15 protein-coding genes, 1 other RNA gene and 1 pseudogene are annotated in these 16787 nt (G+C 72.2%); 2 read left to right on the top strand and 15 right to left on the bottom strand.

Annotated features, from left to right (window positions below; translation table 11 throughout):
- Nucleotides 1–73: 73 nt before the first annotated feature.
- The 7 genes and pseudogenes from nagB to BJP59_RS05200 form a co-directional block, all read right to left on the bottom strand.
- Nucleotides 74–855 (bottom strand): annotated as a pseudogene (nagB, locus tag BJP59_RS05230) (glucosamine-6-phosphate deaminase).
- Nucleotides 855–1883: an ROK family protein gene (locus BJP59_RS05225; protein ID WP_228485286.1), complete on the bottom strand. Its 1029-nt coding sequence runs from the start codon at nucleotides 1881–1883 to the stop codon at nucleotides 855–857. The pseudogene nagB and the gene BJP59_RS05225 overlap by 1 nt, the downstream one beginning before the upstream one ends.
- A 1-nt stretch (nucleotide 1884) precedes the next feature.
- A complete protein-coding gene (locus BJP59_RS05220; RefSeq protein WP_021481374.1) occupies nucleotides 1885–2817 on the bottom strand; it encodes a carbohydrate ABC transporter permease in 933 nt (310 codons plus the stop codon).
- Complete coding sequence (locus BJP59_RS05215; RefSeq protein WP_086151463.1) at nucleotides 2814–3770, bottom strand: carbohydrate ABC transporter permease; 957 nt, start codon at nucleotides 3768–3770, stop codon at nucleotides 2814–2816. The genes BJP59_RS05220 and BJP59_RS05215 overlap by 4 nt, the downstream gene beginning before the upstream one ends.
- Nucleotides 3771–3926: 156 nt before the next feature.
- The gene (locus BJP59_RS05210; RefSeq protein WP_021481372.1) at nucleotides 3927–5237 is read right to left on the bottom strand and encodes an extracellular solute-binding protein; all 1311 of its coding nucleotides are present in this window, start codon (nucleotides 5235–5237) and stop codon (nucleotides 3927–3929) included.
- Between the two features lie 210 nt (nucleotides 5238–5447).
- The gene (locus tag BJP59_RS05205) at nucleotides 5448–6608 is read right to left on the bottom strand and encodes an ROK family transcriptional regulator (protein WP_051027709.1); all 1161 of its coding nucleotides are present in this window, start codon (nucleotides 6606–6608) and stop codon (nucleotides 5448–5450) included.
- Between the two features lie 113 nt (nucleotides 6609–6721).
- Nucleotides 6722–7681, bottom strand: coding sequence for a PfkB family carbohydrate kinase (locus BJP59_RS05200; RefSeq protein WP_228485285.1), 960 nt, complete (start codon nucleotides 7679–7681; stop codon nucleotides 6722–6724).
- Between the two features lie 73 nt (nucleotides 7682–7754).
- Between BJP59_RS05200 and BJP59_RS05195 the strand changes: the two genes are divergently transcribed.
- Both BJP59_RS05195 and BJP59_RS05190 read left to right on the top strand, forming a co-directional pair.
- On the top strand, nucleotides 7755–8732 hold the full coding sequence (locus tag BJP59_RS05195; protein ID WP_194522399.1) for a DUF4349 domain-containing protein: 978 nt from the start codon (nucleotides 7755–7757) through the stop codon (nucleotides 8730–8732).
- Nucleotides 8725–9072 (top strand): hypothetical protein, encoded by a 348-nt coding sequence (locus BJP59_RS05190; protein ID WP_194522398.1) that lies wholly within the window; start codon nucleotides 8725–8727, stop codon nucleotides 9070–9072. The genes BJP59_RS05195 and BJP59_RS05190 overlap by 8 nt, the downstream gene beginning before the upstream one ends.
- Nucleotides 9073–9135: 63 nt before the next feature.
- Here the strand turns inward: BJP59_RS05190 and ssrA are convergent.
- From ssrA to BJP59_RS05150, 8 genes are all read right to left on the bottom strand, one after another.
- Nucleotides 9136–9502, bottom strand: a transfer-messenger RNA (tmRNA) gene (ssrA, locus tag BJP59_RS05185).
- Between the two features lie 148 nt (nucleotides 9503–9650).
- The gene (locus BJP59_RS05180) at nucleotides 9651–10064 is read right to left on the bottom strand and encodes a hypothetical protein (protein ID WP_021482408.1); all 414 of its coding nucleotides are present in this window, start codon (nucleotides 10062–10064) and stop codon (nucleotides 9651–9653) included.
- A gap of 119 nt (nucleotides 10065–10183) precedes the next feature.
- Nucleotides 10184–10654: an SsrA-binding protein SmpB gene (gene smpB / locus BJP59_RS05175; protein ID WP_021482407.1), complete on the bottom strand. Its 471-nt coding sequence runs from the start codon at nucleotides 10652–10654 to the stop codon at nucleotides 10184–10186.
- A 202-nt stretch (nucleotides 10655–10856) separates the two neighbouring features.
- A complete protein-coding gene (locus BJP59_RS05170) occupies nucleotides 10857–12251 on the bottom strand; it encodes a M23 family metallopeptidase (protein ID WP_194522397.1) in 1395 nt (464 codons plus the stop codon).
- 1 nt (nucleotide 12252) lies between these two features.
- On the bottom strand, nucleotides 12253–13164 hold the full coding sequence (gene ftsX / locus BJP59_RS05165; RefSeq protein WP_021483124.1) for a permease-like cell division protein FtsX: 912 nt from the start codon (nucleotides 13162–13164) through the stop codon (nucleotides 12253–12255).
- A 5-nt stretch (nucleotides 13165–13169) separates the two neighbouring features.
- Nucleotides 13170–14099: a cell division ATP-binding protein FtsE gene (gene ftsE / locus BJP59_RS05160; RefSeq protein ID WP_194522396.1), complete on the bottom strand. Its 930-nt coding sequence runs from the start codon at nucleotides 14097–14099 to the stop codon at nucleotides 13170–13172.
- 162 nt (nucleotides 14100–14261) lie between these two features.
- The gene (gene prfB / locus BJP59_RS05155) at nucleotides 14262–15374 is read right to left on the bottom strand and encodes a peptide chain release factor 2 (protein ID WP_031316541.1); all 1113 of its coding nucleotides are present in this window, start codon (nucleotides 15372–15374) and stop codon (nucleotides 14262–14264) included.
- Between the two features lie 142 nt (nucleotides 15375–15516).
- Nucleotides 15517–16719, bottom strand: a complete 1203-nt coding sequence (locus BJP59_RS05150) for a DUF916 domain-containing protein (RefSeq protein WP_228485284.1) — start codon at nucleotides 16717–16719, stop codon at nucleotides 15517–15519.
- Nucleotides 16720–16787 lie beyond the last annotated feature (68 nt).

Below are 16787 nucleotides of genomic sequence, written 5' to 3'. Positions count from 1 at the left end.
GGGGCGTGGACCGCGCGCCGACGGGCGGCTCGGTGTCGCGGGAGCTCCCGCGAGGTGTCGTCGACCCGTCGGGTCAGAGGCCCTGCCAGTCGGGCTTGGACGCGTACGTCTGGCGGTAGTAGTCGCCCAGCTGCAGGCGCGAGGCCGCCGCGTCGTCGACCAGGACCGTGGCGTGCGGGTGCATCTGCATGATCGTCGCGGGCCACATCGCGCTCACCGGACCCTCCACGAGCTGGTGCACCGCCTCCGCCTTGCCCTTGCCCGTGGCCAGCAGCACCAGGTGCCGCGCCGACATGATCGTCGCCAGACCCTGCGTCAGACAGTGCCGCGGCACCCGCTCCACGTCGTCACCGAAGAACCGCGCGTTGTCCTCGCGCGTCTGCGCCGTCAACGTCTTGATCCGCGTCCGCGACGCCAGGCTCGACCCCGGCTCGTTGAACGCGATGTGCCCGTCCGTCCCGATCCCCAGGATCTGCAGGTCCACACCCCCCGCCCCCGCGATCGACTCCTCGTACGCCGCGCACGCCGCCACCAGGTCCTCCGCGTTGCCGTCCGGACCCTGCACCGCACCCGGAGCGAAGTCCACCCGCGAGGCGATCTCCGTCTCGATCACGTTGCGGTACCGCTCCGGATGATCGACCGGCAACCCCACGTACTCGTCCAGCATGAACGCCCGCACCCCCGCGAACGACAACCCCTCCTGCACATGACGCCGCACCAGCTCGTCGTACACCTTCAACGGCGACGACCCCGTCGCCAACCCCAGTACCGCCCCGGACCCGACCGCACCACCGCCTCCACGGCATCCGCAGCCAGCACCGCCAACCGCTCCGCCGGAGCGATCACGACCTCCATCACAACACCTTTCGACGGCCGACGAGAGCAGCGCCCACGGCGGCGACCGGGACGTCCGACGGAGCGAGGGAGACCCGCTCCGACAGACGCAACGAGGACAGGAAGGGGGACGTGCTCGACTGCGCGTCGAGCGCGTCGCGGACCGCGTCCAGCAGCGGCTGGCCCAGCGCGGACACGCCGCCGCCGAGCACCACGTGGCGCACGTCCACCGTCAGCTCGAGGATCCGGACGGCGGAGGCGACGGCGGACGCGAACTCGTCCTTGATCCGGATCGCGTCCGGGTCGCCCGCGGCCGCGGCCTCGAAGAGCTCGGCAGGGGCCGGCCGGCCGTGGCGGGACGGCCAGCGCGCCGACACGGCGGAGCCCGACGCGTAGACCTCCACGCACCCGCGCTGCCCGCACGCGCACTCGGGGCCGCGCGGGTCGATCGGGATGTGCCCGATCTCCCCCGCCGCGCCGCTCACGCCCCGGCGCAGCTCGCCGCCGAGCACGATGCCCGCCGCGAGCCCGGTGCCGAGCGCGAGGAACGCGAGGTCCTCCCCCTCCGCGCCGCGCAGGTGCGAGGCACCGAGGGCGGCCACGTTGAGGTCGTTGTCGACCTGGACCGGGACGCCGCCGAGTTCCGCGGACAGCGCCTCGGCGAGGGCGAAGCGTCCGCCCTCGATGCCGAGGTTCACCGCGTGCACGACGGAGCCGTCGGCGGGGTCCACCAGCCCGGGGACCCCGACGCCGACGCCGTCGACGTCCGCGAGGTCACCGCAGGCGCGGCGGACCACCTCGCGGACCGCGCGCGCCGCGCTGGACACGACGCCCTCCGGTCCGCGCACCGTCGGCAGGCGCAGCGTCTCGCGCGCGACCCCGTCGGGGCCGAGGAAGGCCGCGAGCACCTTGGTGCCGCCGATGTCGAGGCCCACCGCGCTGCCCGGACCCACGGGACCGCGTCGTGACGCGGTCCCGGGGCCGGGGCGTCCGGCCAGGGCTGCGGCCGCCTCGCCGTCGAGCGAGGCAGCCGTGCTCAGGTCGCTCACGTCAGCCCTTCACCGCACCCGAGACGAGGCCACCGGTCATCCGACCCTGGACGATGAGGAAGAACACCACGGCCGGGATGGCGATGAGCACCGAGCCGGCCATGAGCGCGCCCCAGTTGGTCGCCTGGGTCGCCTGCTGGAAGGTCCGCAGCCAGACCGGCAGCGTCATGGCCTCCGGGCGCTGCATGATGATCAGCGCCATGACGAACTCGTTCCACGCCTGGATGAACGCGAAGACACCCGTCGCGACCAGCCCGGGGGCCAGGAGCGGGAAGGTGATCTTCCAGAACGCCTTGCCCCGCGAGCACCCGTCGATCATGGCGGCCTCCTCGAGGTCTGCCGGGACGCCGTTGACGAACCCGCGCAGCGTCCAGATCGTGAAGGGCAGCACGCCGGATACGTAGACGATCCCGAGCCCGACGATCGTGTTGAGCATCTGCCAGTTGTCGATGATCCGGAAGATCGAGATCATCATCGCCTCGCCCGGGATCATCTGGACCACGAGGATCGCGAGGATGAACGTCCGGCGACCCTTGAACCGGAAGCGCGTCACCGCGAGCGACGCGAGGAAGCCGAGCACCATGGCGATGACAAGGGTGAAGAACGTCACCGTGAGCGAGTTGCCCATGGCCGGGATGAACGGGGCCCGCGTCTCGTCCGTGATCGCCGTGACGTAGTTGTTGAGCGTGAAGACGTCGGGCGTCGGGAAGAACTTCAGCTCCGTCCCGCGCACGAGGCTCGACGGCAGGAACGACGTGTTGATCATCCAGTAGACGGGGAAGACCGACGAGACGAAGACGATGATCGCCAGGATCGCGTAGCCGACGTTCGCGAGCTTCTTGCGCTGCTTCTCGCGGCTCACGCGAGGGGCGGTGCCCGCCGCCGGGGAAGCGTGCCGGACCGCGGCGCGGGGGGTGGTCTGGACGGTGCTCACAGTTCTTCCTCCCGGACCGTCTGGCGCACGTAGTAGAACGAGATGCCGAGCATGATGAACACGAAGATCACCGAGATGGCGCCGGCGAGACCGTAGTGCCCCTGGGCCATGCCCATCTGGTAGATGTACACGCCGATCGTGTTCGTCTTGTCGCGGTCGCCACCGACGCCCTGGAGGGCGTAGATCTGCGTGAAGACGCGCAGGTCCCAGATGATCGACAGCACGATGAGCACCGTGATGATGCTGCGGACGTACGGGACCATGATGAGCCGAAAGCGCTGCACCGGGGTGGCGCCGTCGAGCTGGGCCGCCTCCAGGACCTCGCCGGGGATCTGCGTCAGTCCCGCGTACATCGTGAAGGCGACGAACGGCACGGCGCCCCACACGATGACGATCGTCGCGATGAGGAAGAACTGGAGCGGGTTGAGGAGCCACGAGTGGCCCATCCAGTTGTCGCCCGTGATCGCGGTCAGCAGGTTGTTGATGACGCCGTACTGGGTGTCGAAGATCCAGCCCCAGACGATGGTCGCGGCGAGCGCCGGCATCGCCCACGCCAGCAGCAGCCCGACCGAGACCAGCAGGCGGAATCCCTTGCCGAGACGCATCATGAGCAGCGCGATGAGCGTGCCGAGCACCATGGTCAGGACGACGCACGCCACCATGAACAGGAAGCTGCGCAGGAGCACGGTCCAGAAGCCGTCGACGTCGGTGAGGACCTGGACGTAGTTGTCGAAGCCGACCCACTCGGCGGGCTGACCCATGAGCTGGGCCCGCTCGTACTCCTGGAACGACATGATGACGAGCCGCACGAGCGGGTATCCGACGAGGATGCCGAGCACGACGAGGCTGGGGACGAGGAGCGTCCACGGCAGGATCGGTGGGCGCCGCTTCTTGGGTGGCCGCACGGGCGCGCCGGAGCGCTCGGTGCGGGGTTCGAGGGTGGTTGAGCTCATTTCCTCACTCCGTCAGGGATTGCGCGGTGGTGCGCAGGCGACGTGCCTCCGGGGCTCGTCATGGGAAGGGGTGGGGGCTCCGGCGAAGGAGTCCCCACCCCTGACGGCTCGAGCCTCCGACGGTGCCCGGCGGTCACCGGGCACCGTCGGACCGGCTCAGCTGTTGAGGATCGACTCGATCTTCGCGTCGAGCTCCTCGGCGACCGTCTGCACGTCGTCGCCGTTGGCGAGCTTCGTGAAGGCGCTCTGGAGCACGTTCTGCGCCTCGACGTCGGCCCACTTCGGGGACGCCGGGGTGAGTCGAGCGTTCTGTGCCGCCTCGACGCCCGCCTGGGCGATCGGGTCGTCCTGCGGCACCTCGCTCGCGAGGGACTTCTTCGCCGGGATCATGTTCGCCTGGGCGAGGATCGTCTGGTACTCGTCGCTCATCATGATCTCGAACGCCTTGTACGCGAGGTCCGGGTTGTTGGACTTCGCCGCGACGGCGATGTTCGAGCCACCGGCGAACACGGCCGCCGGCTCACCCGCGGTCTTGCCGGGCAGCGGGAACGCCGCGAGGTCGGAGCCGTAGGTCTCGAGGCACCCGGGGGTGGTCTTGGGGTCCTCGGGCGTGGCCGAGGTCTTGATGGTGCCGGCGATCCACGTCGGGGCCGACACGTAGGCCACCTGGCCCTCGCAGAACGGCACCTGGAGGTCGGTCTCCTGACCGTCCTTCGGCGCGAGCGACGCGTTCGTCATGAGGTCCTGGACCTGCTCGAGGCCGGCGAGGCCGCCCTCCGAGGAGAACCCGGCCTCCCACTCGCCGTCGTCGTTCTGCTCGGCGATGAAGCCGCCGTTCTCCCAGACGAAGGGAAGGGCGTTGTACCAGTCCTGGCCGGGCCAGTAGACGCCGGAGACCGTGTCCGTCTTGAGCGACTTCGCGGTCTCGACGTACTCGTCGAGCGTCGTCGGGACCGGTGTGGAGCCGGTGACCTGCGGGGTGTAGAACACGGCGCGCGAGCCCGCGTAGTACGGCAGGGCGTAGTGCTTGCCCTCCCAGTCGCCGGCCTCGACGAAGCCGCCGAGCAGGTCGTCGCCGCCGAGGGACTGGAACTCGTCCTCGGTGATCTCACGGAAGAAGCCTGCGGACGTGAAGGCCGGGGACTGCGTGTTGCCGACCTCGACGATGTCCGGGCTGTCGGAGCCGGAGAGCGACGTGGTGAGCTTGTCGACGAGGCCGGTCCAGGACTGCTCCTCGATCGTGAGGGTGCTGCCCGGGTTCTCCTCCTCGAACGTGGTCTTGAGGTAGTCGCGCGCGGCGTCGGGCGTGTCCGACCCGTTGAGCCAGACGCGGATGTCGCCGGAGGCGGACTCGCCGTCGCCGGAGCCGTTGTCGTCGCTCCCGCCGCCGGTGCTGCAGGCGGTCAGCGCGAGCGCCAGGGTGATCGTCGACGCCACGGAGGCGGCGACGAGACGGTTCCTCTTCACTGGGTGCTTCCTCTCGGTGATTCTTGGTGGTGGCGGCGATGCCCCCACCGGAGGTGTGGCAGGAGTCCTGCGTAATCGAGCGTGTGCAGGGGCGCTGCTGTGTTATTGCGTTCCTGGGGGTGCTGCACTGGGGGTCCCAGGAGGTCGTGAGGGGCGGGTCGTGGCCCGCGCCCCGGTCGGGCAGGGCGGGTCAGGCGGAGCGTCGTCGGCTCACGAGACCCCCAGCTGTCCGGAGAGGACGAGGACGGCGGCCCCAGCGAGGACGACGTCTTCGTCGAGCGTGGCCATCCGCACCTGCAGCCCGCTGCCGATGACCGGCATGGTGCGGGAGCGGATGGTCTCGAACGCCGACTCGCGCAGGGGGCCGTCGAGCAGGTCCGCAGGACCGCTCACGAGCACCTCTGCGAGGTTGAGCGCACTGACGACAGGGGCCAGGGCGATGCCCAGCGTCCTGCCCACCGACGCCAGCACGGCGTCGGAAGCCTCGGTGTCGAGCCCGTCCACCGCGCGGCGCAGCGCCGGCACGGACAGGACGGTCTCCAGGCAGCCGCGGCGCCCGCAGGCGCACGGCTCGCCGTCCTCGACCACGGTCACGTGGCCGAGCTCGCCGGCGGCGTCGGCGTGCCCGTGCACGCGCGCGCCGTCGACCATGATGCCGGCGCCCACGCCCTCGCCCACCGTGAGGACGAGCAGGCCGTCCCCGGCCGCTCCCCCGAACGTGAACTCACCGAGCGCGGCGATGTTGGCGTCGTTGGCGACGTGGACCGCGAGCCCGAGCCGCTCCGTGAGCTGGGCCGCGAGCGGGACGTCGTACCAGCGGCGGTTCGGCGCCTCGATGACGCGGCCCTCGGCGTCGACGACGCCGGGCGACCCGATCCCCACGCCGATGACCGGCTGGGTCGCGGACGCGATGAGGCCGCGGCAGAAGCGCATGAGGAGGTCGACGAGCTCGGTGCCGGTGCGGCCGTCCACCGCGAGGCTCTGCCGCACGACGAAGTCGCCCGTGAGCGTGACGACGGCGCCGCGCAGGACCTCGTCGTCGGTGAGGTCGACAGAAACGATCTGGTACGCGCTCGTGCGCATGCCGACGAGGATCGCGGGCTTGCCCACGCGCTGCCCCGGGCGGACGCCGAGCTCCTCGACCAGGCCCTCGGCGATGAGCACGGAGACGAGGTCGGAGATGGTCACGCGGGTGAGGGAGGTGGCGCGCGCGAGGTCGGCGCGCGACGTGGGGCCCTCGTGGAACAGGTGCTGCAGCACGAGCGACCGGTTGTGGGCCCGAGCGTGCTCGGGGAGCACCTTGGAGGTCGGCCTGAGCCCTGTGCTCAGTCGCCTCCTCGGTGCGCCGGTGCCGGTGACTGCCGTTGTCATGTTTGTTAGTAGACTGCCTTTACTAAGTGGCTGTCAACTCTCTCCCGGCTTCGTGACCGAAATGTAGCCGAGGAGGCCGCGACCCGGGACCTTGGTCCCATGGCCCCCGCGCGTCACGACGTCGCGGCGATCCAGCCCCGCGCGCCGGCGTGCTCGACCGAGCGGGACGCGACCAGCACGGCGTCCTCCAGCGCCGCGCGCCACGGCGACCCGCGCGCCGCCGCCGCGGCGAACGCGCCGTGGACCACGTCGCCCGCGCCCAGGGTGTCGACCACGCGGCCTGGCCGCGGGACCGCGACCTCGTACCTCTCCCCCGCGTCGAGCACCTCGACGGGCCGCGGACCGCGGGTCCGCGCGACGAACCGGGGGCCCAGCGCGGCGACGGCGTCGAGCACGTCGTCCGTCGCGACGCCGGGCGGCCGGAAGTCCGCCGACACGACGACGGCGTCGCACAGCCCGATCATCGCGGGCGCGTCGGGCTTCCAGGAGCCCCCGTCCAGCACGACGGCGCACCCGCGCTCCCGCGCGCGGCGCGCGACCCGGAGCGCGAGCCCCGGGTGGTGACCGTCGAGCAGCAGCACGTCCCCGGGGCCGAGCTCGTCCAGCAGGTCCGCCGTGCGACCCGGCCCCACCAGCCGCGCGTCGGCGAGGTCGCCGAAGCCGGACGCGTTGGTGCTCACGACCGCGCGCTCGCCGGTCGCGCGCGTGACCAGCACCGTCGAGACCGCGGGCTGGGCCGGCCCGGCAACCTCGGCCGCGCCGGCCACCGCGTCGACGAGCGCGACGCCCGCGGACTCGAGCTCGGACCGCACGACCGCAGCGAGGGGCCCGTGGCCCACGGCGGTCACGAGGGTCGTCGGGACGCCGAGCGCGACGGCGGTGGCCGCGGCGTTCGCGGCCGGGCCGCCGAACGTCGCGGCGAGGGACCGCGCGACGACCTTCTCGTCGGGTCCGGGCAGGGCGTCGACGACCTGGACGACGTCGAGGGTCACGAGTCCGCAGCACACGAGCACGCGCCCATCCTCGCGCGCGGACCGGCACGTCCGCACGGCGCCGGGCGACGGTCGGATCACGGACAGTTCACAAGACGGTCACGATGTGGGTGCGGCTGTCCGGTTCGCGCGGTTGGCCCCCTACCCTCGCAGCATGCGGACCACTCGCCCTCTCGCCGTCGTCGCCGCGCTGGTGCTCGGCGGCGCGCTCCTGGCCGGCTGCTCCGCGACGCCGGGCGCCGGCGACGCCGCCCTCGACTCCGGCGCGGGGTCCGAGGCGGCGGTGGTCGACGGCACCGACGCCTCGTCCGGCGCCCCGGCCGGGATCACGACCGGCGACGAGGACGCCGTGGTCGAGGCAGACCGCGAGATCGTCACGACCGGCTCGGTGACCGTCGTCGCGAAGGACCCGTCGGCGGCCGCCGAGCAGGTCGCCGAGCTCGCGGAGAGCGCGGGCGGGCGGGTCGAGAGCCGGCGGCAGTCCGAGCCCGAGGGCGACGCGCGGCCCACGGCCGAGCTGACCGTGCGCGTGCCGGCGGCCCAGACGACCGCGACCGTGGACGCGCTCGGTCAGGTCGGTGAGGTGCGCGACCTCGCGATCGAGGCGGTCGACGTGACCGGCACCGCGCGCGACCTCGACGCCCGCGTCGCGGCGCTCACCACGTCGGTCGAGCGCCTGCGGACGCTCATGGGCGACGCCGCGACGACCGCGGACCTGCTCGCCGCCGAGCAGGAGCTCACGACGCGCCAGGCGGAGCTCGAGTCGCTCCAGTCGCAGCGCGCCGCGCTCACGGACCAGGTCTCGATGTCGACGCTGCACGTCACGGTCGTGCAGGTGGTGCCGGCCGAGCAGCTCGCTCCCGGCGGCTTCCTCGGCGGTCTGCAGAACGGCTGGAACGCTCTGCTGAGCACGCTCAACGGCCTGGTCGTCGTCCTCGGCGCGCTGCTCCCGTGGCTGGTCGTCGCCGGTCTCGTGCTGCTCGTCGTGCGCTGGGTGCTGCGCCGGGTGCGCCGTCGTGCGCAGGACGGCGGCGCTCCCCCGGCCGACGACGGCGGCACGGGGCCGGACGACGACCCGCGGGCGCCGTCGTCGGGACGGGCTCCGCTCGTCGGGGCGTCCGCCCGTGACTGAGCCCGTCGCCCCGGAGGGCACCGGTCGCGTCGCGCGCCTGTGGGCCGACGACGAGGGCACGGCCCGGCTCGCCGGTCACCTCGTGACGCGCGTGTGCACGCACTGGGACACCGTCGGGCCGCAGACGTTCCCCCGGCACGTCAACCCGGAGCCGCGCGTGCAGTGGCGAGCCCACCTCGACGGCACGGACGGCGACGAGGACCTGTACAGCGACGATCCCGGCGCGCCCCCGCTCCCCCGTGACGACGACGCCCGGCTCGAGGTACGGGGGCGGCGGCTGCGGCTCGAGTGGCTCGAGGGCGACGAGGCGGCGAAGGCCTGGGAGCGCCACGGCTGGTGACGCGAACGAGCCCCGGCACGACGACGGCCCGCACCCCGAGAGGGGTGCGGGCCGTCGCCGCAGGGGTGGAGGTGCGGGGAATCGAACCCCGGTCCGGTGACGCCGATCGAGGACTTCTCCGGGCGCAGTCTGCTGTCGTTTTTCTCGGCCCCCGCACTCACGCAGACAAGATGCGGACGGGCTCAGTCACCTGAAAGTCCCCGCAGCCCCGGTGACGAGGACTACGAGCAGTGGCTCTCTAGATGACGCCAGGATCCGAGTCGAGAGCTAGCTCGGGCTGACGGACTTCGGGGCTCGCTCAGGCGGCGAGGGCGAAGTCGGTGCGCTTGTTATCGGCACCTGTGTTTTGCAGACATCGTTTACGAGATAAGCCTGCATCCTCGGCCCGCTTCTCCTCGAAGCACGACCACCGTCGAAACCGATCACCCCCTGTGCAGTTGTCAAGCACTGCGCGGCGCCCGGGCGGACCCGGACCTCGTGCAGCAGGTCCAGCCTACGCGATCAACGCCGTGCCCCGCACGGATATTTCCGCGCGGCCGGGTCCCGGCGGTCGTGCGCCGCCGGTACCCGCGTCGCGGCTACTTCTTCCGGCTCAGCGAGTCGACGAGCAGCCCGCCGGCGATCCCGAGGAGGAACACGTCCTTCGCGAGCCCGGTCCCCTGCTCGGTGGGTCGCACCCCGTCCTCGCGCGTCATGCCCGGCGTCTTGAGGTACATGCCGACGAGGCCGGCCGAGAAGACGCCGAGCCCGACGGCGACGAGACCGGTCGGGACGAAGGGCGCCACGAGGGCCGCGCCGAGCGCGATCTCAGCGGTCGACAGGGTCTTGGTGAACTGCTTCGGCTCGACGTCCCCGAGGAACGAGTACGTGCCGGCGGCCATCCCGTGCAGTCCCTGCGCGGTCTCCTCGTCGGCACCGCGCTTGCTCAGGCCGGAGTTGAGGATGTACGCCCCCGCCGCGAGGCGCGGGATGTACTGGCGGAGCTTGACCATGGGGCCTCCTGGTTCGCGGTCGTCGTCTCGCCCTCGACCGTACGTCGAGGGCGACGGCGTCACCAGCGGGTGGGGCCGGCGTCGGGCACGGGACCGCGTGCGGGACGCCCCGCGCGGCGTCAGCGCAGCTCGCGCTGCCGCATGGCGCGCTGCGCCTCGCGGTTGTCCTGCTTCTCGCGGAGCGCCTGGCGCTTGTCGTACTCCTTCTTGCCGCGCGCGAGCGCGATCTCGACCTTGGCGCGGCCGTCGAGGAAGTACAGCGCGAGGGGCACGATCGTGTGCCCCTTCTCGCGCGTCTTGGACTCCAGGCGCAGGATCTCCTCCTTGTGCAGGAGCAGCTTGCGCTTGCGGCGCGGGGCGTGGTTGTTCCACGTGCCCTCGGTGTACTCGGGGATGTGGACGTTCTCGAGCCAGGCCTCGCCGCGGTCGACCGCGACGTAGCCGTCGACGAGCGACGCCCTGCCCATCCGCAGCGCCTTGACCTCGGTCCCGGACAGGACGATCCCCGCCTCGTACACGTCCTCGATCACGTAGTCGTGGCGTGCCTTGCGGTTGCTGGCGACGACCTTGCGGCCGCTGTCCTTCGCCATCCGTGTCCTACCGTCCTTCTCTGCTGTCGGTGCTGTCGCCCGGGGTGCTCGTCCGGGGCACCGTCCGTGCGTCGGCCCCGAGCCGTGCGGGCGCCCCAGCGTACGGGTGCCCGACGGCGCCCGGTACCGATTATCCCCCGGGTGCGGTCGCGCGGGGGCCGGGGCGGGTCGGGCGCGACGCCCGGAGCGCGACCCGGCCCGGTCAGCGCAGCACGGACATCGGGTCGATCGTCGACCCGTTGACGTACACCTCGAAGTGCAGGTGGCACGCCCCCGAGAGGCCGGTGTTGCCCGAGTAGCCGATGACGTCACCCTTGTTGACGGTCCGGCCGGACGACACCGCGAAGCGCGTGAGGTGGTTGTAGCTCGTCATGAGGTTCTTGCCGCCCACCGTGCCGTGGTTGACGAGCACCTGGTTGCCGAAGCCGTTGCGCCACTGGGCGTGGACGACCGTCCCGGGCCCGGCCGCCATGATCGGCGTGCCGCAGTAGGCGCGCAGGTCCGTCCCCGCGTGCAGGCGGTAGTAGCCGAGGATGGGGTGCAGGCGCATCCCGTAGCTCGAGGTCACGTAGGGCACCGCCGTCGGGTACGACAGGAAGCTCGAGATGCTGCCGCGGTCGCCGCCGGAGGACGAACCGCCACCTCCGCCGCCGCCACCGCCGGAGGACGACCCGCCGCCGCCACCGCCACCGCCGCCGCCGGACTGCTGGCTCTGCTGCTGGCGGCGTGCCTCCTCCTCGGCGGCCTTGCGGTCACGCTCGGCCTGCTCCGCGATGATGCCCTTGATCTCGCTCTGCAGGGACTGCTGTGCGGCCTCGTTCTCGGCGACCTTGGCCTCGGCCGCGGACTTGCGCTCCTCGATCGTCGCCTTCTTGGCCTGCTGGTCGACGATGAGCTGCTCGACCTCGGCCTTGCGGTCGGCCGCGGCCGTGCGCGCCGCCTCGGCGGCGACGAGGTTCTCGTCCGCCTGCTGCTTGAGGTCGGTGACCGTCTCGCGCACCGCCTGGAGGCGCGCCTCGCGGTTGCGCGACACCGACTCGGCCTCGAGCAGCTCCTGGAGCGAGCGGGACTGGCTGCGCGCCGCCGTCGAGGAGACGGCGTACTCCGCGATGAACTCCTCGGTGCTCTGCGCACCCGTGACGATGCCGAGGCTCGAGACGTCGCCCTGGCCGCGGTACGCCTGGCGCGCCATCTCGGCGATGCTCGACTTGGCGTCGGCCACCTCGGTCGCGCCGCGCTCGATCTCGGCGCTGATCGCGGCCTCCTGGCCCAGCGCGTCCTCGAGCCGCTGCGCGAGCAGCTCCGCCTCGCGCTGCGTCCGCTCGACCTCGGCCTGGGCCGCGTCGAGCTCGGCCTGGGCGACGGGCAGCCGCGCCTCGATGGCCTGGAGGTCGACGACGGCCTGCGCGAGCGCCGCGTCCGTGTCCTCGAGCTCGGACTGCAGCTGCTCGCGGTTGCCGAGGATCTCGGACTGGCGACGCTCCGCCGCGGCACGGCGGTCGTCGATGTCGTCGGCGGACGCCGAGGCGACACCCCCCACGAGGAGCAGGGTCGTGGCGATCAGAGCCGCTGTCGCGCGGCGGAGGTCCCGGGTCATCTCACACCCTCGTGTGGCGGTTGAGCGTGACGACCGAGGACACGGCCGCCAGCAGGAAAGCGATCCCGACGAGCACGGGTGCGATGCGCAGCACGTCCGCCTCGTCGACGTAGGCCACCCACGTCACGGACTGGGACAGCCAGTCCGTGACGAGGTACTTCACGCCGACCCAGAGCCCGCCGACCGCCAGGACCGCGCCGAGCACGGCGGCGATCGCGCCCTCGAGGAGGAACGGGAGCTGGATGAACAGGTTCGACGCCCCGACGAGCCGCATGATGCCCGTCTCGCGCCGTCGGCTCAGCGCGGAGAGGCGGATCGTCGTCGTGATGAGCAGCACGGCCGCGAGCAGCATGACCGCCGCGAGACCGGCCGCGAGCAGGGACGCGCGGTTGAGCGCGAGGAACAGCGAGTCGAAGATGCGGCGCTGGTCCTCGACCACCTCGACGCCCGGCCGCCCCGTCACGACGTCGTTGACGACCTCGTAGTTCTCGGGGTTGGTGAGCTTGAGGCGGAAGGACGCCTGCATGTCGTCGACCGTGAGCTGCGTGCCCAGGTACCCGTCGGGGTAGCGCTCGGTGAACGCCGCGAACGCGTCGTCCTTGGACTCGAAGTAGACCGTCTGGATCTCGTCGCCGAGCTCGGTGTCGAACAGGTCCTCGATCGCCGCGATCTGGTCGGGCGTGGCCTCGCCGGCCGCGCACGTGGGCGACGGCGACCCGGCCGGGCAGAGGAAGACGGACACCTCGACCTTGTCGTACCAGTCGTCCTTGAGCTTGCCGATCTGCGCCTGGAGCAGCAGCGACGACCCGACGAACGTGAGCGAGACGAAGGTGACGAGCACGACGGAGACGGCCATGGAGACGTTGCGCCGCAGGCCCTGGCCGAGCTCCGCGAGGATGAACTGGAGTCGCACGCCGCTCACTCCCCCGCCGTCGCGTCGACGTGGCGACGCGTCGAGCGTCGCCGGGGCAGCGGTGGCCGGCCCGACGCGTCGACCGCGGGCGTCGCGCCGGTCGCCGGCGTCCGGTCCGGCGCCTCGGCCGGGTCCTGCGTCGAGGACGACGCCGGGTCGGGCGCCGCGGACGGGCGTGCGGTCCGGCGCACGACGGCGGTCGGCGCCGACTCGGGCGCCGGGCCGGTCGTCGGGCCAGGGATGACCTGACCACGGGCGCCGTACGAGCCGTGCGCCTGGTCGCGCACGAGCGTGCCGGTGTCGAGCTCGACGACGCGGCGGCGCATCTGGTTGACGATCTCCTCGTCGTGCGTCGCCATGACGACGGTCGTGCCGGTGCGGTTGATGCGGTCGAGCAGGCGCATGATCCCGAGGGACGTCGTGGGGTCGAGGTTCCCGGTCGGCTCGTCGGCGAGCAGGATCGGCGGGCGGTTGACCATGGCGCGCGCGATGGCGACGCGCTGCTGCTCACCGCCGGAGAGCTCGTGCGGGCGACGCTTCTCCTTGCCCGCGAGGCCCACCATCTCGAGCGTCTCGGGCACCGTGATCGCGATGGTGTGACGCGGCTTGCCGATCACCTGGAGCGCGAACGCGACGTTCTCGAACACGGTCTTGTTGGGCAGCAGGCGGAAGTCCTGGAAGACCACCCCGATCTGGCGGCGGAGCTTCGGGACGTTCCAGCTCGACATCGACCCGAGGTCGCGGCCCGCGACGAAGACCTTGCCCTTCGTCGGGCGCTCCTCACGCAGGACGAGGTGCAGGCACGTCGACTTGCCGGAGCCGGACGCGCCGACGAGGAAGACGAACTCGCCGCGCCGGACCTCCAACGACACGTCGTCGACGGCCGGCCTCGCGCCGCGCGCGTAGACCTTGGTGACGTTCTCGAAGCGGATCACAGCGGCACGTTCCTCGGGTCGGGGGTCGATCCGTGGACGAACGGGGTTCGTCGCACGATCCCGAGGGTAGGCATGCGTCTGCGGCCCGGCGGGGCGGACACGCCGCGCCCGGGTGCATCGATCCGTTGCTCGGATCAATCGGCCCGGGGCGGCCGCGGAGGGTCAGGCCTCCTTCTGCACCCCGCGGCGCCAGCGGATCCCGGCCTCGATGAAGTCGTCGATGTCGCCGTCGAACACCGCCGAGGGGTTGCCCACCTCGTGCTCGGTGCGCAGGTCCTTGACCATCTGGTACGGCTGCAGCACGTAGGAGCGCATCTGGTCGCCCCAGCTCGCCTTGATGTCGCCCGCGAGCTCCTTCTTCTTCGCGTTCTCCTCCTCCTGGCGCACGAGCAGCAGGCGGGACTGGAGCACGCGGAGAGCCGCGGCGCGGTTCTGGATCTGCGACTTCTCGTTCTGCATCGAGACGACGATGCCCGTCGGGATGTGCGTCATGCGCACCGCGGAGTCCGTGGTGTTGACCGACTGCCCGCCCGGGCCCGAGGACCGGAACACGTCGACCTTGATCTCCGACTCCGGGATCTCGATCGAGTCCGTCTGCTCGATGAGCGGGATCACCTCGACCGCCGCGAACGACGTCTGGCGGCGGCCCTGGTTGTCGAACGGCGAGATGCGCACGAGGCGGTGGGTGCCCGCCTCGACCGACAGGTGGCCGAACGCGTAGGGCGCCTTCACCTCGAACGTCGCAGACTTGAGCCCCGCCTCCTCCGCGTACGACGTGTCGAGGACAGTCGTCGGGTAGCCGTGGCGCTCCGCCCAGCGCAGGTACATGCGCAGCAGCATCTCCGCGAAGTCGGCCGCGTCGACGCCACCGGCGCCCGCGCGGATCGTCACGACGGCCTCGCGCGCGTCGTACTCGCCGGCGAGCAGGGTGCGGACCTCGAGCTGGTCGAGATCCTTGCGGATGGCGGCGACCTCGTTCTCGGCCTCGACGAGGGTGTCCTCGTCCTCCATCTCCTGGCCCATCTCGACCAGGGTCTCGACGTCGGCGATGCGCTGCCCGAGCTTCTTCACCCGGTCCAGCTCCGACTGCGCGGCGGAGAGCGCCGACGTCACCTTCTGCGCCGCGTCGGGGTCGTCCCACAGGTCGGGCGCCGACGCCTTCTCCGAGAGGTTCGCGATCGTCGCGCGCAGCTCCTCCGGGTCGCTCACGCTCTCGATGGACTCGAGCGTGCTCCGCAGCGCCTTGATCTCGGACGGGAAGTCGATGGTGGCCACGAGGTTCAAGGTTACGCGACCCCGCGCGCGGTCGGCGCCGTCGCGCGAGGCCACGGCGAGGGGACCGCGCGCGGGGTCCGCGCGCGGGCCGCCGCGGGGGTTCGGTGCCACCGGGCGAGGGCCGCCCGACGGCGCGTCGCCGTCAGTCCTTCGTGCCGCCCTGGGGGGCGGACCGGCCCGCGGTCGACGGCGCCGGCTCGGCGGTCGTCGCCTGCTGGCGGCCCTCGTCGCGCGCCTTCGCGAGCATCGCCTCGAGGCGTTGGCGCCGGCGTCGGCGGTCGTCCCGGACGCCCACGATCACGACCACGACGATCGCGAGGAGCAGGAGCTGCGGCCACGGGACCGCCCACGTGGTGACGGTGACCGTCACCGGGTCGAGCGGCGCGTCCACCTGGTCGTCGCCGACGACGGTCGGCGTCACGGTGATCGTCGTGCTGACCGGTCCGAGCGGCCAGACGTCGGCGAACGCGACCTTGCTCCGCAGGGATCCGCCCGGCAGGACCTCCCCGAGCGGCTCCGCCGTCGCCTCGTCCGTCACGGCGCCGAAGAGGGAGGACGTCGCGACCTGACCCTCGGCGCCGAGGCGCACGTTGCCGTCGTTGGCGACGTCGTAGGAGACGGTGAGGTCGCCCGCGGCGAACGGGTTCCACGACGGCGCGTAGGACGCCTTGACGTCCTCGACGGCGAGCGCGGGCTGGATGTCGCCGGTGACGCGCGTCGTGACGCGGAACCCGACACGGCTCTCGACGCCGACGCTCGTACCGCCCTCGCCGCCGCCCGTGCTCGTGACCGACGCGGCGATGCCCGCCGGGTGGTCGCCCGGGGTCGCGTTCTCGGGGACCGTGATCGTGTACGGGACGACCACCGTCTCCTTCGGTCCCACCTCGACGCTCTCCTGGACGGTGAACCACGTCCCCGCGTCGGTGGACTCCTGGTCCGAGGAGAGCATGTTGAAGCGCCCGTTGGCGGTGAGGTAGCCGTCCGCGGCCTTGAGCGCGAACGTGGCCGGCACGTCGCTGAAGTTCGAGACGGCGATGTGCTCCTCGACCGTCGTGCCCGGGTCGGCGACGAGGTCGACGCCGCGACGCCCGTCGGGACCGTTCGCGTCCGCGGGCTTGGCGCCCCACGTGATGCGGTCCTCGGTGTCGAGGGGCAGCGCCGTCGGCAGAGCGCTCGCGACGCCGGCGTGCGCGCTCGCGGCGGCGGTCGTCGCGGACGCGGCGACGGCGAGCGGGGTCGCTGGCAGGAGGCCGAGGGCGAGGGCGGTCGCGGCGAGGACGAGACGACGCCCGCGACGGCGGGACGGGGACCCGGTGCGGGCGGGGTGCGTTGGTGCGGGGATCACGCAGGGGCTTCTCTCCGTACGACGACGGGTCGCCCGCCCGGCACGACCGTGGTCGTGCGGGACGGTGC

The sequence above is a fragment of the Cellulosimicrobium sp. JZ28 genome (assembly GCF_015327065.1).
GTDB lineage: Bacteria > Actinomycetota > Actinomycetes > Actinomycetales > Cellulomonadaceae > Cellulosimicrobium > Cellulosimicrobium funkei.
Note: the sequence above shows the minus strand (reverse complement) of the source record. Positions and strands in the feature narration are given on the sequence as shown.

Excerpts from the sequence above, each read along its gene's own strand:
- BJP59_RS05195 (WP_194522399.1), top strand. The coding sequence starts at position 7,755 with ATGCGGACCACTCGCCCTCTCGCCGTCGTCGCCGCGCTGGTGCTCGGC.
- BJP59_RS05170 (WP_194522397.1), bottom strand. The coding sequence starts at position 12,251 with ATGACCCGGGACCTCCGCCGCGCGACAGCGGCTCTGATCGCCACGACC.
- BJP59_RS05180 (WP_021482408.1), bottom strand. The coding sequence starts at position 10,064 with ATGGTCAAGCTCCGCCAGTACATCCCGCGCCTCGCGGCGGGGGCGTAC.
- smpB (WP_021482407.1), bottom strand. The coding sequence starts at position 10,654 with ATGGCGAAGGACAGCGGCCGCAAGGTCGTCGCCAGCAACCGCAAGGCA.
- BJP59_RS05205 (WP_051027709.1), bottom strand. The coding sequence starts at position 6,608 with ATGACAACGGCAGTCACCGGCACCGGCGCACCGAGGAGGCGACTGAGC.
- BJP59_RS05215 (WP_086151463.1), bottom strand. The coding sequence starts at position 3,770 with ATGAGCTCAACCACCCTCGAACCCCGCACCGAGCGCTCCGGCGCGCCC.